21 protein-coding genes, 1 pseudogene and 1 riboswitch are annotated in these 17,171 nt (G+C 34.4%); of the genes and pseudogenes, 19 read left to right on the forward strand and 3 right to left on the reverse strand.

What is annotated here, in order from left to right; translation table 11 throughout:
• The first annotated feature begins 27 nt into the window (after positions 1-27).
• Entirely contained in the window at positions 28-642 is a 615-nt protein-coding gene (locus JFU23_RS23165) for a peptidoglycan DD-metalloendopeptidase family protein (protein ID WP_002141020.1), read from the forward strand.
• Between the two features lie 220 nt (positions 643-862).
• Here JFU23_RS23165 and JFU23_RS23170 read toward each other — a convergent pair whose 3' ends face one another.
• Positions 863-1,549 (reverse strand): hypothetical protein, encoded by a 687-nt coding sequence (locus tag JFU23_RS23170; protein WP_201032787.1) that lies wholly within the window; start codon positions 1,547-1,549, stop codon positions 863-865.
• Positions 1,550-1,797: 248 nt separating this feature from the next.
• Positions 1,798-1,937, forward strand: a riboswitch (FMN riboswitch).
• Between the two features lie 163 nt (positions 1,938-2,100).
• On the opposite strand from JFU23_RS23170, the gene JFU23_RS23175 reads away from it, so the two are divergent.
• Positions 2,101-2,679: an ECF transporter S component gene (locus tag JFU23_RS23175; RefSeq protein ID WP_002011769.1), complete on the forward strand. Its 579-nt coding sequence runs from the start codon at positions 2,101-2,103 to the stop codon at positions 2,677-2,679.
• Between the two features lie 117 nt (positions 2,680-2,796).
• Here the strand turns inward: JFU23_RS23175 and JFU23_RS23180 are convergent, their stop codons facing one another.
• Positions 2,797-3,045 carry a ferredoxin gene (locus JFU23_RS23180; protein ID WP_001151994.1) on the reverse strand — a complete coding sequence of 83 codons (249 nt, stop codon included), beginning with the start codon at positions 3,043-3,045 and terminating at the stop codon, positions 2,797-2,799.
• Positions 3,046-3,342: 297 nt separating this feature from the next.
• Between JFU23_RS23180 and JFU23_RS23185 the strand changes: the two genes are divergently transcribed.
• The 15 genes and pseudogenes from JFU23_RS23185 to JFU23_RS23255 all read left to right on the forward strand — a co-directional run bounded on the left by JFU23_RS23185 (position 3,343) and on the right by JFU23_RS23255 (position 14,626).
• Positions 3,343-4,404, forward strand: coding sequence for a YpbB family protein (locus tag JFU23_RS23185; RefSeq protein ID WP_201032788.1), 1,062 nt, complete (start codon positions 3,343-3,345; stop codon positions 4,402-4,404).
• Complete coding sequence (locus JFU23_RS23190) at positions 4,394-5,923, forward strand: RecQ family ATP-dependent DNA helicase (RefSeq protein ID WP_002086642.1); 1,530 nt, start codon at positions 4,394-4,396, stop codon at positions 5,921-5,923. The genes JFU23_RS23185 and JFU23_RS23190 overlap by 11 nt, the downstream gene beginning before the upstream one ends.
• The gene (locus tag JFU23_RS23195; protein ID WP_002064506.1) at positions 5,923-6,486 is read left to right on the forward strand and encodes a CPBP family intramembrane glutamic endopeptidase; all 564 of its coding nucleotides are present in this window, start codon (positions 5,923-5,925) and stop codon (positions 6,484-6,486) included. Before JFU23_RS23190 ends, JFU23_RS23195 begins: the two co-directional genes overlap by 1 nt.
• A 22-nt stretch (positions 6,487-6,508) precedes the next feature.
• Complete coding sequence (locus JFU23_RS23200) at positions 6,509-6,988, forward strand: LysM peptidoglycan-binding domain-containing protein (RefSeq protein WP_201032789.1); 480 nt, start codon at positions 6,509-6,511, stop codon at positions 6,986-6,988.
• Between the two features lie 71 nt (positions 6,989-7,059).
• On the forward strand, positions 7,060-7,836 hold the full coding sequence (locus JFU23_RS23205; protein WP_002126398.1) for a metallophosphoesterase: 777 nt from the start codon (positions 7,060-7,062) through the stop codon (positions 7,834-7,836).
• A pseudogene (locus JFU23_RS23210) lies at positions 7,836-8,710 on the forward strand (MerR family transcriptional regulator). The gene JFU23_RS23205 and the pseudogene JFU23_RS23210 overlap by 1 nt, the downstream one beginning before the upstream one ends.
• Positions 8,711-8,787: 77 nt before the next feature.
• Entirely contained in the window at positions 8,788-9,396 is a 609-nt protein-coding gene (locus tag JFU23_RS23215) for a genetic competence negative regulator (protein ID WP_002011786.1), read from the forward strand.
• Between the two features lie 348 nt (positions 9,397-9,744).
• Positions 9,745-11,031: an NAD-specific glutamate dehydrogenase gene (gene gudB / locus JFU23_RS23220; RefSeq protein WP_201032790.1), complete on the forward strand. Its 1,287-nt coding sequence runs from the start codon at positions 9,745-9,747 to the stop codon at positions 11,029-11,031.
• Between the two features lie 80 nt (positions 11,032-11,111).
• Positions 11,112-11,321: a hypothetical protein gene (locus tag JFU23_RS23225; protein WP_201032791.1), complete on the forward strand. Its 210-nt coding sequence runs from the start codon at positions 11,112-11,114 to the stop codon at positions 11,319-11,321.
• 94 nt (positions 11,322-11,415) lie between these two features.
• Positions 11,416-11,652, forward strand: coding sequence for a DUF3961 domain-containing protein (locus JFU23_RS23230; RefSeq protein WP_002011789.1), 237 nt, complete (start codon positions 11,416-11,418; stop codon positions 11,650-11,652).
• Positions 11,653-11,731: 79 nt separating this feature from the next.
• Positions 11,732-12,262 (forward strand): peptidoglycan recognition protein family protein, encoded by a 531-nt coding sequence (locus tag JFU23_RS23235; RefSeq protein ID WP_002011791.1) that lies wholly within the window; start codon positions 11,732-11,734, stop codon positions 12,260-12,262.
• Positions 12,263-12,371: 109 nt separating this feature from the next.
• Positions 12,372-13,352: a YpdA family putative bacillithiol disulfide reductase gene (locus tag JFU23_RS23240; RefSeq protein WP_002030753.1), complete on the forward strand. Its 981-nt coding sequence runs from the start codon at positions 12,372-12,374 to the stop codon at positions 13,350-13,352.
• Positions 13,353-13,440: 88 nt separating this feature from the next.
• Positions 13,441-13,737, forward strand: coding sequence for a transposase (locus tag JFU23_RS23245; protein ID WP_002170592.1), 297 nt, complete (start codon positions 13,441-13,443; stop codon positions 13,735-13,737).
• An 8-nt stretch (positions 13,738-13,745) separates the two neighbouring features.
• Complete coding sequence (locus tag JFU23_RS23250) at positions 13,746-14,108, forward strand: IS3 family transposase (RefSeq protein ID WP_201032792.1); 363 nt, start codon at positions 13,746-13,748, stop codon at positions 14,106-14,108.
• On the forward strand, positions 14,105-14,626 hold the full coding sequence (locus JFU23_RS23255) for an IS3 family transposase (RefSeq protein WP_201032793.1): 522 nt from the start codon (positions 14,105-14,107) through the stop codon (positions 14,624-14,626). The genes JFU23_RS23250 and JFU23_RS23255 overlap by 4 nt, the downstream gene beginning before the upstream one ends.
• 63 nt (positions 14,627-14,689) lie before the next feature.
• Here the strand turns inward: JFU23_RS23255 and ansA are convergent, their stop codons facing one another.
• Positions 14,690-15,664 (reverse strand): asparaginase, encoded by a 975-nt coding sequence (gene ansA, locus JFU23_RS23260; protein WP_201032794.1) that lies wholly within the window; start codon positions 15,662-15,664, stop codon positions 14,690-14,692.
• 213 nt (positions 15,665-15,877) lie between these two features.
• Here ansA and JFU23_RS23265 point away from each other — a divergent pair, with 213 nt between their 5' ends.
• A complete protein-coding gene (locus JFU23_RS23265; RefSeq protein WP_002135263.1) occupies positions 15,878-16,051 on the forward strand; it encodes a DUF5359 family protein in 174 nt (57 codons plus the stop codon).
• A 130-nt stretch (positions 16,052-16,181) separates the two neighbouring features.
• Positions 16,182-16,859 carry a (d)CMP kinase gene (gene cmk, locus JFU23_RS23270; RefSeq protein WP_201032795.1) on the forward strand — a complete coding sequence of 226 codons (678 nt, stop codon included), beginning with the start codon at positions 16,182-16,184 and terminating at the stop codon, positions 16,857-16,859.
• Positions 16,860-17,171 lie beyond the last annotated feature (312 nt).

Raw genomic sequence — 17,171 nt, forward strand, 5'->3', positions numbered from 1 at the left:
ACGGTTATTAGAAAACGGAGGATGTATATGAAAGCGTTAAAATGTGGCGTGGTGATATTGAGTGTATTATTTTTATCTCAATTACATGTTTACGCTGAAGGGAATCAGTGGATATGGCCTGTTGATGGGCAGATAAGTGATTATTTTGGGACAAGACATGGGAAACACTATGGTATTGATATAGCTGCGCCTATTGGAACGCCTGTTGCAGCTATTCAAAATGGTAAGGTGACAAAGTCTTATTTTTCAAGTAGTTATGGAAATGTTGTGTTTATTAAACATGGAGAATATGAGGCTGTTTATGCGCATTTAAATAAGAGATATGTAGTTCAAGGTGATAACATTTCAAAAGGAGAGCTAATTGGAGAGGTAGGGAATACAGGAGAATCGCGAGGAGCGCATTTACATTTAGAAGTGCATCAAGGGAGATGGACGATGGAGAAAAGGAATGCGATGAATCCGTTGCTTGTTTTAAATGAACAAAAAAATCAAGTTGTGTCATCATCACTATATATTGTACAAAAAGGTGATACTTTAGTTGGTATCGCCCGGAAATTTAGTATGACAGTTGAGGAAATTAAAGTGAGGAATGGATTGCGACAAGAGCAAATCTATCCGAACCAACAACTATACGTCAAGTAAAGGTAACGTCTCAAAAGCATAACTTTTGAATAAAGTTATTTTTTTCTTATTTAAGATTGCGATAGTAAATGAAATTATATCGACGCAAATTTATATCGAACATAGCTATTATTATATCGACATTTCGACAAGAAATGTCGACTAACAATAAAATGCGACAGTAAGAGCAACCTATTCCTAACGAAAAACCGTCCCAAAAGATCTTTTGGGACGGCTTCTTTTACCAAAAAATAAAGACACATATAAATCCAGTAATAGCTAAGTAGCTATATAAGTAAAAGACTTTTGTTCTTCTTTTTTCTTTTGTCCGAAATAGTACGATAGTTGGTTCGATTAGACCAATTGTAAGACAAAGTAAACCAAGAAGCATAAAGCCAATTGAAAGAGAATACAGGGCGATTTGTGGTGCTTGAAATGGAATCATCCATTTTAATAAAAATGCAATAAGTGCAGTGTAACAAATGCAACCGATGTATTTATTCAATGGTGTATCAGAACGGAAACCAGGAAGTTTCTTGGAAAACGGACGGGAAACAACTTCCGTTTGTAAAGATGTATGTTCTTCAATTATTTTTTGAGCTTCTTTTCCTTTTTGGAAAAGGGATAAAATCCAGTTTCGCTCACCTTGGAAAATAAATTGAGAAGTTGTTAAATAGTGATCAACTTTTACCTTATTCCAACTCTTCCATGGATGACGCTCACACAATTTTAATTTACTTTCTGTTTTTTTATCATACTGATAAATACTTATGCCATCTTGGTCAAAAGTAGCGTAGTATGTCTCTCTTGAGAATGTGCCTAGATCAATTGGACAGTAGAAAAGTAATTCTTTTTTCAAATAAAAGTATTCTTTTCTTAAGTTCTTTTTCATTGCTTCTCGAATAGAGTGTCTTTTATCTTTCTTCATGACATTTCCTCCATAACTCAGAAAATGTTCTTATCTTAACAATTCAACATCTTATCACTTTTGACGACATATGACTAGGGGGATTCATAAGAGAAATACCGAATTATAAAAAATATGGGTTGTATTGTAAAATATAGTGATCGTTTCTTTAATTATATAAAATCAATAACTTATTTTTAGTAAGTTACACTTTTTTTGTTCACAATACGATCATGTTGTTGTATAATGAAGTGGAAAATAGAATATCGGTCTATCTTCGGGGCAGGGTGAAAATCCCGACCGGCGGTGATGAACATTTTATAATTTCGTTCTAAGCCCGCGAGCCGTTAAGGCAGGATTTGGTGTGATTCCAAAGCCGACAGTACAGTCTGGATGGGAGAAGATGGAGGTTCAAGCGTTCAAAAAAGATAAGTATTTGAACGTCTGTTTGATGTGCCTTAAAATTCTCCCTTTGTGTAAATCACAAAGGGTTTTTTCGTTCTATGAAAAAATAGGCATAGCAGAACCTTTCCACTTTCCATGAGAAGATCGATGGAAAAGGAGAGAGAAAGATGAAACAAAAAAACAGTGTAGTGCAGATGGTGAGTGTAGCGATGCTAAGTAGTATTGCGTATTTACTAATGATGTTGGATTTTCCATTCCCAGGGCTTCCGCCATTTTTAAAAATTGATTTTAGTGATGTGCCAGCTTTAATTGCGGCGATAATTTTTAGTCCAATTGCAGGTGTAATTGTAGAAGCGATAAAAAATATTTTGCATTACGGAATTCAAGGAAGTTTAACGGGAGTACCAGTAGGAGAAGTAGCAAACTTTATAGCGGGATGTTTATTTATTGGTCCAGCAGCATTCTTATTCCGAAAGTATCGCACAGTAAAAAGTTTAACGACAGGATTAATGCTAGGTACAATTACTATGACAGTTATTATGAGTGTGTTAAACTACTTTATTATTTTACCAGCGTACACTTGGTTTTTAAATTCACCAGCTATGTCTAGTGATATTATGCGACAAACTATTGTAACGGCAATATTACCGTTTAATGTAATTAAAGGAATTGTTGTAACAATTGTATTTGTAGCATTATTTTCACGCTTGAAAGTATGGGTATTTGCAAAAATGAAAAATGCTTAAAAATATTAAACCATTGGCAGCGTAACTGCTAATGGTTTTTTTGTTAGTGAGAATGAAAAAGAGTGCAAAAAATCCCCCTCATACTTATGAGGGGGATTTTTTGAAGTTAATAAAAGACTATTCGAATTTTAAAGAGTCGCCATCAAATGATTCGTCAGCAACTTTAATTGAGTCAGTTGGACAACCTTCGAATGCATCCATCATATCTTCAATTAATACATCTGGAATTTCAACGATACCTTGGTTATCGTCTAATGTTACAAATGCAATGCCTTCATCATCATAGTCATAAATGTCTGGTGCAGCAGCACCACAAGCACCGCATGCAATACAAGTATCTTTGTCAACGATTGTATATTTTGCCATATTTTTTCCCTCCTGATAATATGTATGTGAAAAGTTCGCCAAAAAATTATAATCTTATTGTAAAACGGTTTTAAAAACTTTTCAACATAAAATTATAATGATAATGCTTATCAATTAGAGTGTCAACTTATTTTTGAATTATTTCATAAGATTTTCAAAATACTTAAATGTTATTTCGTTTGATACAATAGAATATATACAAGCATGTAGTGTGAATATGATAAGTTAAATGAATAGCAGTTAATGTGCAATCGTATTGAAAAAGGAATGAAGTTAGACTGAGAGGTGGAAGCGGTAATGCAGCTACAATATACTTTATTATATTGTTTAAAACAATTGAATGGTGAAAGAACCGTTTCTTCGATTTATTATTTATTAAAAGGAAAGAGATCGTCGCAAACATTACAAGATGGGAATATGTTTCAAATTTCTTTTTTGTTTGGGATTTATAAGTCATTAAATAGAGCTGATTATGATCAAGAAGTTGCAAAGTTGTTACAAACGGATTTAGTTCAAGGTATACATGATAATACATATGTGTTAACGACTGCTGGTAACGTGCAATTAAACAAATGGGAAGGTGACTTTGCCTTTCCGACATATTTAAATGGTTTACACTATGGTGAAATAGGTGAAACGTTTTGGAAGAGATTATCATTGATCGTTCAAACCATTTCGAATTTACAACAGGCGAATACGAAATTTATTCCAATTCAACAGGATACAGAAATAATGATGTGGGTGAAACGTTTTCTCACTGGAATACCGTATATGAGAAGTGAATTGGCTAAAAGATTATGGAAGGAAATGCATACTCTTTTACAAAAAAATAATCCAGTAGAGGCGACAATCGTAATATATCGGTTAACTGGGTATAAACGTATTGGGTGTACTTTACAACAATTAGCGGAAATTACGAAACAAGATATATTTCGAGTGTATTTTTTATTTTGGGGTACAATTCATTTCCTTATTCAAGAAGTTCGCAATAAAGAAAATGAGTTTCCATTATTAGCTGAAATTATATCTTATCCAAATGAGAAAGCTGATTTATTTAGTTTATCAACGAAAAAAACATATAATCTTTGGAGAAAAGGACGCTCTTTAGAAGAAATAGCAACAATTCGGAATTTGAAGGTTGCCACGATAGAAGACCATTTTGTAGAAATTGCTTTACGAGAAAAAGAATTTTCTATTGAAATGTTTATGGAAAAAGAAAAAATGGAAAAAGTAACAAAAGTAATTGAAGCATTACAAACACGTAAATTGCGTGTGTTGAAGCAAGCGGTTGGAGAGGAAATCTCTTATTTTGAAGTACGTCTTGTATTGGCACGGATGGAGGGTATAAATGAAGCTTGAGGAATATTTATATAAGTGGTTTGGATATTCTGAATTTCGTCCGGGGCAAAAAGGAGTTATTACGGACTTATTGGAAGGAAAAGATGTTGTAGCAATGCTTCCGACTGGAAGGGGAAAGTCAATGTGTTATCAACTTCCGGGGCTTCTGCAAGAGGGTACGGTGCTTGTTGTATCACCATTATTATCTTTAATGGAAGACCAAGTTACGCAATTAAAGTATGTCGTGAAAAATCGAGTTATTGCATTGAATAGTTTTCGGACGTTAATTGAAAAAAGAGAAGCAATGAAAAAGCTATCTTTTTATAAATTTGTTTTCGTATCACCAGAGATGTTGCAGTCGGAACTTCTAATAAGAGAATTGAAAAAAATTCATATTTCATTATTTGTCGTAGATGAAGCGCATTGTATTTCACAATGGGGCTATGATTTTCGGCCAGATTATAAAAAATTAGATAAAGTAATTGAGAGTATCGGATCTCCGACAGTACTAGCATTAACAGCAACTGCGACAAAGGATGTACTGCGAGATATAGCGGAAAGTTTAAATCTAAAAAATATTGCTGAGCATGTGTACTCAATTGATCGTCCAAATATTGCGATGGAAGTGCAATTTGTGGAAACAATAGAAGAAAAAAAAGAGGCGCTTTTTGAGCATGTAATGTATTTGCAAGGGCCTGGTATTGTTTATTGTTCAAGTAGGGCCTGGACAGAGCGTTTAACCGAGTATTTAAGAGGAAAAGGAATTACAGGTGTAGCTTTTTATCATGGTGGTATGGAACATGAAGAGCGTATGTTAATTCAACAACAGTTTATGAATGACCAGTTGCAAATTGTAATATGTACAAGTGCTTTTGGGATGGGGGTAAATAAGGCGAATACAAGATATATTATTCATTTTCAATATCCGACAAATGTAGCTTCCTATTTACAAGAAATTGGAAGAGCGGGAAGAGATGGAGAATTGAGTATAGCCATTTTATTATGTAGTCCATTGGATCACGATTTGCCAATTTCAATCATTGAAGATGAATTACCAAGTAAATCGCAAATACAATTTTTATTTTCGTTACTACAAGAAAGAATGTTTCAAACGAAAGTATTACCATTAGAAGATGTAGAAGAAATTTGTTATAATGCAGCAAGATTTAATGAACAGTATTGGCGCTTTACACGTTATCATCTCGAGCATCTTGGAATCATACAACAGCGAAATCTCATGCTAGAGAGCTTGTCAGATGAAATAATGCACAGATTAATAGCGGAAGTGGAAGTGAGAATGCGTAATAAATATAGTGAGCTAGAAAATATGAAGTCATGGATACAAGTTCAAGGATGTAGACGTGAATATTTATTACAACAATTCGGTTATAGAAAAGAAAAAGAGATAGAAAACTGTTGTGATTACTGTGGTATTACAAAAACGGATTATAAAAAAAGACGAGCGCAACAGTTAGTTTTCGACTATAATTGGGAAACAGAGTTACAAAAGCTTTTCGGCCTAGGAAAGATGGAGGAATGATGAACATTCAAAGGCATAATGTTGAAGATATGAGTCCGAGAGAAATAAGACTGAATCTCTACATAACACAACTAATCATTATTGGTATCGGTTGTTTACTAGCATATATATTATTTCAAGATAAAAGAGAAGTTTATAGTTTATGGAAATGGGAACCGGTTTCTATACTTTTAATAGGTAGCTTGTTAGCGATTTGTATTGTGTTATTAGATTATGTTGCAATGCGAGTGTTTCCAGAATCTTGGTTTGATGATGGTGGCATTAACGATAGAATGTTTCAAGGGATTTCTGTCATGCATTTACTCGTTATCACGTTTATTATTGGCTTTGCGGAAGAGTTTTTATTTAGAGGTGTAGTGCAGACTCATTTCGGAATTGTAATAGCGAGTTTAATTTTTGCTGTGTTACATATTCGGTATATAACGAAGCCTTTTTTGTTTTGTTTCGTCTGCTTTATTAGTTTTGTTTTTGGTTATGTATTCGAGTGGACGGGAAATTTGTTTATAACAATCTTTGCACACTTTCTTGTTGATTTTATAATGGGGCTCCAATTAAGAAAATAAATGGAAGGTGGTGGTGAACAACATGAGAAAACGAATTCCTGATTTTGAAGAGGAGTTAGAAGTTGAGCAAGTGGAAGAAGATGAAAGTTTACCGCCGCGTAGTGAAATTCATAGAAATAAAGAGAACAAACCAAAGTTTAAAATGAATCACATTTTCGTCCGAGTGTTAACATTTTTGTTCATATTGTTACCTATTAGTATCCTATGGTATACGGATAAGTATATACAGGTAAAAGGTGATAGTAATAATGCTGAGAAAAGTGCGTTTGAAGTAATTTTCTTTGATTCCGCTAAGACTGAATCAAAGAAGCAGCCTGAGAAAGTAGCAACTCATGTTGTGAAAGATGGAGAAACTTTAGAAAGTATAGCGAAGCAATATTTCTCAGATGAAGATGGGATAGAAATAATAAAAAAGTATAATGATTTACAAGAAGACGAAGTGAAGGTAGGACAAGAATTGAAAATTCCTATAAAAGATAAGTCCACGAAGTATGAGAGCTAGCTAAATGAGTGATATATAGCTCCACATAAAATTAAGGACTATACTTTACGAGGAGGGAGAGTAAAAAATATATGTCATGGATTATATTATTATGTACTCTCATATGCATTGGTTTTGTATGTCTTCTTGGAATGTATAAAGAAGCGATGCGTAATACAGTGTTGGAACATACTTTAGTATTCGAAGAATTTCCGGAAAGTTTTCAAAAAGTTAAAGTTTTTTTTATTTCGGATATTCATAGAAGGATCATTTCTAGCTCGCTAATTGAACGAGTGAAAGGAAAAGCAGATATCGTAATTATTGGCGGTGATTTAGCTGAAAAAGGAGTACCTTTATCGCAAATCTCTTTAAATATTCAAAAGTTAAGAGAAATAGCCCCTGTATATTTTGTATGGGGAAATAATGACTATGAAATTGAATATCACGAATTAGATGCTTTATTAATAGAAAATAATGTGAAGGTATTAGATAATACAAGAGTTGTATTTGAGTCTGAATTAGGAGAGAAAATTTGCTTGCTCGGTATCGATGATGTTGGATTAGAACGAGATCGTTTAGATTTAGCGTTGTCTGATTGTAAAGAAGAAGGTTTTCGCATTTTAATTAGTCACAACCCAGATATAATAAAGAAAATGTCTGGTAATGAACAAATTTCGCTCGTATTAAGTGGACATACACATGGAGGTCAGATTCGGTTGTTTCCATCTGAAAAGTATTTAAAGGGTGGCGTATATAAGCATTCTAATACGACTCTCTTTGTTAGTAATGGGTATGGAACAACATTGTTCCCTCTTCGTTTTCGGGCACCTTCCCAAACACATATCATTACGTTATGCGGAGGGAAATAATGCCGAATTTAAATGGAAAATATAATATAAAAGCTGTCTCAAATATACTCGGAATTCAACCGAGTACACTTCGCGCATGGGAAAGACGCTATCATATTATTGCCCCAAAGAGAAATCGTGCGGGGCATCGTTTATATACAGAAGAGCATATTCATATTTTGAAATGGTTAATGAACAAAGTTTCTGAGGGGATGATGATTGGACAAGCAGTTCAGTTATTAGAAGGGAATCGGTTGCAGAACAACGTTCAAAAAGAAAAAATTACTGATACAGAAGTTGTTTTAGTGGACGATATACTACAAGCTTTGTTAGAATTTGATGAAATTACAATTTCTGCATTATTAAACGAGGTTTTTAGTATATATTCAACGGAAAAGGTTGTTGCGAGCATCATTCTTCAAGTGGCAAACAAGTTGTTAACTTTAAAAAGTAATAATGAGATTACAATGTCGCAATTCAAATATGTTGTATCATTCTTACAAACACGTTTAGGAATGATCTATCATAATGCGTCGGTGTATTCTTCCGTTAACAAAGTTTTCGTTTTAGAAAATAATATATTAAAAGGATTTATTTTCGCGACGTATTTACGACTAAAAGGATATCAAACAATGTATATGGGGACAAGTTTAGATGAAGAAGGTATTTTACTAGCTATTGAACAATTACAACCTAAATATTTGTTTATATCTTTTGATGATGAACGAGAACTTGAAGAGGCAGTAGAATTTATTGACTTGTTGCAAGAAAAAATGAAAACATCTCTGGTGGTTTTATAGGAAGAAAAGGCATTGGAGATCAATTAAATCTTCAAAATATCCTAATTGGTAACACGAAAGAAGAATGGGATGGATGGTTAAAGATGTCGGAATAGTCGTTCGAAAAGAACCATCTATTTTCTATTTCATATAATAAAAATTAGATGCAATGGTTACGTAGGGAGGGTATGAGATGAGACTGGAACGTTTAAATTATAATAAGATTAAAATTTTCCTAACATTTGATGATTTATCTGAACGAGGATTAACGAAAGAAGATTTGTGGAGAAATGCACCGAAAGTACAGCAACTATTCCGTGATATGATGCAAGAAGCAAATACAGAATTAGGGTTTGAAGCGGATGGACCGATTGCTGTTGAAGTATTTTCTCTACAAGCTCAAGGTATGGTTGTAATTGTAACAAAAGAAAATCACGAAGTGGACACAGAAGATGAGTTCCGTGACGAGTTTATTGAAATGCAAGTGACTCTTGATGAAAGTGAACATATACTTTACGAGTTTGCTACATTAGATGATGTAATCAATTTGTCAAATCGCTTATATAACCTTGGTGTAACTGATGGGAAGTTGTATACGTGGGATGATCGTTTTTATCTTTGGATAGAAGAAGAAGAGCAATTTCAATTATTGAAGGCGGATTTTATAGCTATTTTAGCGGAGTACGGTAATCCGTCAACAGCAACAATTTACCGCGTAATGGAATATGGTAAAGAATTAATGGATTCTCAAGCGATTGAACAAATATACAATTACTTTGTGAAAAAACAAAACCTCAGCTAATGTAACGTAGCTTGAGGTTTTATTTTTATTCAGCTGAAAATCTAAAATCTATAAAACGAAGTGTAGGTAACAAGACTAGCCAATCTGTATGTTAAAATGTAATCAGTATTTCTTGATGAAATAATTGTTTTATCGAATGTATTTTGATGAAAATAAAAAATATTTAAATATTTAAGTATTTTACTTTTCTAAAAGCGATAAAAGGACTATAATAATAGTGAAAACGCTTGCAATACAAAATAGTTTGTATATATTTGTTAGCGTTTTCTATTGCATTCCAAATTTAACGGTGTATACTAGGCAATGAAGGTTTACTAAACAAGTGAAATTACAGGGGGTTTACTTACTATGGTAGCCGAAAAGGGAACTCAAACGAAAATACAACAACAAGGGGAACAACATTTTGAATTGTTAAATTCAACACAAATTGTAATTAATGAAGCATTAGAAAAATTGGGTTATCCAAACGAAGTATATGAATTATTAAAAGAGCCAATTCGTATGATGACAGTGAAAATTCCAGTTCGTATGGATGACGGGACTGTTAAAATATTTACAGGATATCGTGCACAACATAATGATGCTGTTGGTCCAACGAAAGGTGGAATTCGCTTCCATCCAAACGTAACAGAAAATGAAGTGAAAGCACTTTCTATTTGGATGAGTTTAAAATGTGGTATTGTTGATTTACCATATGGTGGAGGTAAAGGTGGAATCATTTGTGACCCACGTGAGATGTCTTTCCGTGAATTAGAAAGATTAAGCCGCGGTTATGTACGAGCAATTAGCCAAATTGTTGGTCCGACAAAAGATATTCCGGCTCCAGATGTATTTACAAACTCACAAATTATGGCATGGATGATGGATGAGTATAGCCGTATCGATGAATTTAATTCACCAGGATTTATTACAGGTAAACCACTTGTATTAGGTGGATCACACGGACGTGAAACAGCGACTGCAAAAGGTGTAACAATTTGTATTCGTGAAGCTGCGAAAAAACGTGACATTGATATTAAAGGTGCACGCGTTGTTGTTCAAGGATTTGGTAATGCGGGTAGCTTCTTAGCTAAATTTATGCATGATGCAGGCGCGAAAGTAATTGCAATTTCAGATGCTTACGGTGCATTACATGATCCGAATGGATTAGATATTGACTACTTACTAGATCGTCGCGATAGCTTTGGTACTGTAACAAAACTATTTAATAATACAATTTCAAATACAGAACTGTTAGAACTTGATTGCGACATTTTAGTTCCTGCTGCAATTGAGAACCAAATTACAGAAGAAAATGCTGATAAGATTAAAGCGAAAATTGTGGTTGAAGCTGCAAATGGTCCAACTACATTAGAAGCAACAAAAATCTTAACAGATCGTGGTATCTTACTTGTTCCAGACGTATTAGCAAGTGCTGGTGGCGTTACGGTATCTTACTTTGAGTGGGTACAAAATAACCAAGGTTACTACTGGACTGAGGAAGAAGTAGAACAACGTTTAGAAAAAGTAATGGTAAAATCATTCGATTCAATTTATGAAACATCACAAGTTCGTAAAGTGAACATGCGCTTAGCTGCATACATGATTGGTGTTCGTAAAATGGCTGAGGCTAGTCGCTTCAGAGGTTGGGTATAATATATAATGTTTTGAGAAAACGTGATTTCCTTTCGAGGGAATCGCGTTTTTTTGTTGAAGTATTAAATGAGGTGTTGTATATGGGGAATGAAATAATGGAACGAGTAGACCAATTAGAAGAAAAGGTTAAGGTGTTAGAGGGTGAACTTGCAAGAGCTAAGAGAGCCCGAAAAACAAGTGTCGTTCGGCTGTTCGGCGAAGGAGTATTGTTTTTAATATTTGGGGCAGTTGTAGTTGGAACAATTATCGCGTTTATATTCACAATTATTACTTGGTTTGGTGAAAAATAGAATAAAAAATAAAAAAGAACGCTTGTTCTGTACGAACGAACGTGCTATACTTTCCTTAGATAAGCAAAACGGAAATGATTTTAAGGAGAGATAAATGATGAAAATGACAGTAGACCAAAGATTTATGATGCCAGCAGATGTTGTAGAACGAGTGGAAGTATTACGAAACAAACAAAGCAAGCGTGGCACATTATTACAATCGGTAAATAAATTTTTCGGTTTAGATACGAAAGAAGATTGTATTTGGTTTTACGGTTTTTACGGAGTGGCTGTAAGTATTGTATTATTTATGGTATTCACATCAAATATTTTCGATGTTCTCTTCGCATAAGAAATATGCCATAAGGACATTGCCACCGAATACATATATAAGGAAGTAAGGTAATTTTTTAGAGCGGGAGTTGGTAGTAATGGCGATGTTCCCTATAGAGCGTAACTATATTGGGTATGGAAATTCACGACCAGGAATTCCTCTTTCAAAAGTAAGATTTATTGTAAGTCATGACACGGGGAACCCTGGTAGCAATGCGATAGGAAATCGGGATTACTTTAATGAAATACAACCGAAAGCTTCAGCGCATACATTTATTGATGATAAAACAATATTAGAAATTGTCCCTATAAATGAAGTTGCGTACCATGTTCGATACAATGTGCCAACGGATAATGAGTTATTCGGTTATGATGCGAATAAGGCTGCAATTGGGGTTGAACTTTGCTATGGTGGCGACGTAAACTTTTGGGAGGCGTATACTCGTTTTACGTGGTATCACGCTTATTTATGTCAAAATTTCGGTTTAAATCCTAAAAAGGCTATTGTGTCACACAAAACGTTGGATCCTACTCGGAAAATCGATCCTGAGAATGTATTAGGGCAACAAGGAATTAAATTTCAGCAGTTTTTAGCAGATGTCTATCGGATGTATGTTTCGTTTAGATGACAAATATATGAAAAATGAATACAATAAAGATAGATGCCTACTGCTGTAAGTAGGTTTTTTCTTGTTTATATAAATAGAGCAGAGGTAGAAGACTAGGAGTGAACTAAGTATGCAAAAAGAAACAGTTATTATTATCGGAGGCGGTCCATGCGGATTAGCAGCGGCGATTTCGTTGCAAAAAGTGGGGTTAAATCCGTTAGTAATCGAAAAAGGAAACATTGTAAATGCAATTTATAATTATCCAACTCATCAAACATTTTTCTCCTCTAGTGAAAAATTAGAAATTGGTGAAGTTGCTTTTATTACAGAAAATCGTAAGCCATTTCGTAATCAGGCGCTTGCGTATTATCGTGAAGTAGTAAAGCGTAAATCTATACGTGTAAATGCATTTGAACGAGTGGAACAAGTTCAAAAAGATGGTGATGTTTTTAAAGTTGAAACGACGAAGCGTGACGGAAACAAAGAAATATATGTTGCGAAATACATTGTTGTCGCAACTGGATATTATGATAATCCGAATTATATGAATGTACCTGGTGAGAAACTTGAGAAAGTAGCTCATTATTTCAAAGAAGGACACCCTTATTTTGATCGAGATGTCGTTGTAATAGGTGGTAAAAATTCAAGTATAGATGCAGCATTAGAGCTTGTTAAATCGGGTGCACGTGTAACAGTTCTATACCGTGGTGGGGAATACTCGCCAAGTATTAAGCCGTGGATTTTGCCGGAATTTGAGGCGTTAGTACGAAATGGGACAATTCAAATGCATTTCCATGCGCATGTAAAAGAAATCACTGAGCATACGTTGACGTATACAGTAGATGGTGAGGCAAATACAATTCAAAACGATTTTGTATTTGCTATGACGGGTTACCATCCAGACCACAGCTTCTTAACAAAAATGGGAGTTCGGATTGATGAAGAAACAGGGCGCCCGATTTATATAGAGGGTAGTATGGAAACAAACGCTGAAAATATTTTTATTGCAGGTGTAATTGCTGCGGGGAATAACGCAAATGAAATATTTATCGAGAACGGTAGATTCCATGGAGATGCGATTGCGCAAACCATTGCATCAAGAGAAGAATAAAAAGAAGCTGTCGAAATGATATGATCCCCTTATAGTAGACAGGAAAAAGAAAGCACATTAACCTGTTTACTATGGAGGGGATTTTTTTATGGGAAAAATTAGAGTCACTTACGATGTAGAATTTAAGAAAAAAGCTATAGATTTATACTTAAAAGAAGGCATGAGCTATAAAACCATTGCGAAAGAATTGGGTATTCATCACTCGGTTGTAAGTCGTTGGGTGAAATACTTTGAAGCTGAAGGAATCAAAGGACTAGAAGAAAAACGCGGTAAAGCGAAAGGACCAGGTTTAGGTAGACCAAGGGTTAGACCCGAAGATCCTGAAGCTAAGATCCGACGATTAGAAGCGGAAAATGAAATGTTAAAAAAGCTCTTAGGAATGTAAAAGGAGGAATGAAAGTCGTATCCAAAACGAAAAAATTCGAAGTCATCCATGAAATGACAAAAACAGGTTATACAGTGACCATTCTATGCGATATTGCTGGTGTAACCAGAAGTGGGTACTACAAATGGATAAAACGGCATACGACGCCTTCAAAAAAACAATCAGAGGATATCGAAATTAAGAAAAAGATATTGGAGTGTCATAAAAAATTAAGAGGAATTTATGGATATAGAAGAATACAAGTGTGGCTGAAAGCCACATATAACCTTCATTTGAATCATAAACGCATCCAAAGATTGATGAGTGAACTAGGTATCAAAGCCGTAATTAGGAAAAAACGACCTTATTACGGAAAAAAGAAGCTTATGTGATTTCAGAGAACCATCTAAATAGGGAGTTTCAAGCTTCAAAACCGAATGAGAAATGGGTAACCGATATTACCTATTTGATTTTCAATGGACAGCGCTTGTACTTATCCGCTATTAAGGATTTATACAATAATGAGATTGTTGCCTATGAAACCAGTCGTAGAAACGACTTAAAACTTGTGTTAGATACACTTAAAAAGGCAAAGAAAAAACGAAATATGAAGGGAATCCTCTTACATAGTGATCAAGGGTCCCAGTATACATCTCGTCAATATAATCAATTACTTAAAAAATATCAGATGAAGGCAAGTATGTCTCGAAGAGGCAACTGTTGGGATAATGCTTGTATGGAAAACTTCTTCAGTCACTTTAAGGCAGAGTGTTTTCATTTACACTCCTTCCATAAAGCGAATGAGGTCAAACTTGCCGTGCGTAAATATATGCACTTTTATAATCATCAAAGATTTCAAAAGAAATTAAATAACCTGAGTCCATATAAATATAGAACTCAGGTTGCTTAGTTGCGCTTTTTTAATACTGTCTACTTGACAGGGGTCACTGCAAAATCTTCGACAGCTTCTTTTTTAATCGTGCATAAACATATGTTGGATTGTTTCGTGAGAGTTTGTGTTTTCTAGTGCGACTAGTAATTTAATTCGCGCCTTTTGAGCGTTTAAACCGTAGGTGAAAACAATGCCCATATCTTTTAATTGTTTTCCGCCACCTTCATAAGAGTATACGTCTTGAACGATACCGTTAAAGCAGCGTGAAACTAATACAATTGGAATGCCTTTTTCTATTAATCGCCCTAGACTAGGAAGTGTTCTTGGAGGTAAATTACCTTGTCCAAGTGCTTCAATAACAATCCCGTCTACTGGTAGTGTTTCGATTGCTGATAATAATGTATTATCCATACCTGCGTATGCTTTTAGAACGACAACGTTTTTAGAAATCTGTCGTACTGTGCATGTTTCGTGATGCACTAAAGCATGATGGAAAACAACACCACGTTTTGTTACCATGCCAATTGGTCCGTACTGTGGACTTTGGAATGTCGCGACATTACTTGTGTGCGTTTTTGTTACATTTGTAGCACAATGTATTTCGTCATTTAATACGACTAGAACGCCTTTTTCAGCAGCTTCATTACTACTAGCAACTTTTACAGCTGATAAGAAATTATATAGACCATCGGCACCTAATTCATTACTAGAACGCATTGCCCCTGTCACAACGATTGGGATAGTTGCTTGAACTGTTAAATCAAGAAAATAAGCTGTCTCTTCTAATGTATCGGTACCATGCGTGATGACTACGCCGTGAATATCGTCTTGTTTTACTCTTTCGTCAATGATGACTTGCAATTGTAGCATTTCGCTAGGAGTCATGTGAGGAGATGGAAGATGGAACACATCTTCGACAATTAAATCAACATCGCCTTCTAAATCAGGAATAAATTTTAAAAGAGGATTCTTTTTACCTGGTTGTACGACCCCAGTTTCTTTATCTTCCTCCATTGCAATTGTTCCACCTGTGTGTAAAACTAGGATTCTTTTCAATGCTTATACCCCTTTCAAGTTGAAAAATACATTTAGAACATAACATGTTTTGAGTAAATTCGACAATGAAAATGTATAAAAGTAGGCTTAGAAAATGACAATAAAATAAATTACTTTAAGTGTGCTCCGGTAAGTGGTTATTAGGTTAGGTTTTATTTATGGAAATTTATGAGAGTAGATGTGTAAGTGTAGAGAGGGAAGGAGTGAGTTTTTTTGAAAAAAGTGGAGAAAATTATAATTCGTATATTACTGATTCAATTTATTTTTCTTTCTGTCGTCCAACTGCTTTTTATACATAAATCTTCAGTGAAATATTTATCGAAAATTGTTTATTACGAAGGTGTCGTCACGAAAAATAAGGCGGAAATCTTACAGGTGAATAAGTAGTTTTCATTTTCTTCTATGATGGATTATGCTACAATTATTGAGGATTTAATGATGTGGGGCAAATGAGAAGAAGCAGGGGGAAAATACCTGCTTTTCGTTTTGTTTTATAAGTGGAAAATGAGGTGTTACAATGGATAAACGAATTTCGATTGCTATAGATGGTCCAGCGGCTGCTGGGAAAAGTACAGTGGCAAAAGTTGTTGCAAAAAAACTTTCATATGTTTACATTGATACAGGCGCAATGTACCGTACTATTACATATGCAGCCCTTGAACAAAAAGTGGATATTGAAAATGAAGAAAAGTTAATGGAAGTTGTAAAAAATGTAAATATTAAATTTCAGCAAGGGGAAAATACACAACTTGTATTTTTAAATGGACAAGATGTTTCTGAAGTGATTCGTACGCCAGATGTGACGAATCGTGTATCTATTGTAGCAAAGCATCGTCTTGTTCGTGAAGAAATGGTACGTCGTCAACAAGGATTAGCTAAAAAAGGCGGCGTAGTAATGGATGGCCGTGATATTGGTACACATGTACTACCAGATGCTGAAGTGAAAATCTTTATGCTTGCTTCTGTAGAAGAAAGAGCGGAAAGAAGACATTTAGAAAATATGAATAAAGGTTTCGATTCTAATTTAGAGCAGTTAAGAGAAGAAATTGCTAGGCGTGATAAATTAGATTCAGAACGCGAAGTTTCTCCTTTGAAAAAAGCTGATGATGCATTGGAATTAGATACAACTTCTTTATCAATTGAAGAAGTTGTCCAAAAAATTATGGGTATTGTTTCAGGAGTATTTGCGAAATAAAGAAAGAGGACTATCCTCTTTCTTTTTTTTTTTTTGAAATGTAAAGGATAAGTGAATTATAAGTCTCTTTTCTTGACAAATGGGCTAATTTGTAAGAAGTTAGTTACAGAGGGAAAAAACTGTCAGAATATATTCGCTATTATATTTCAAATCATACTTTCTTCAAGATGATTTTGCTGTATACTATTTATATAGATTTAATATAGTTTCTTGTGAACTGTATTGAAACAGAATATGTGATGATAAATTCTTAAACATGCAAATGAAAACATTTGTTTTCATTTCGTATATACATAAAAATGCTTTGTCAAT

The organism is Bacillus sp. TH50, assembly GCF_016650565.1.
GTDB lineage: Bacteria > Bacillota > Bacilli > Bacillales > Bacillaceae_G > Bacillus_A > Bacillus_A mycoides.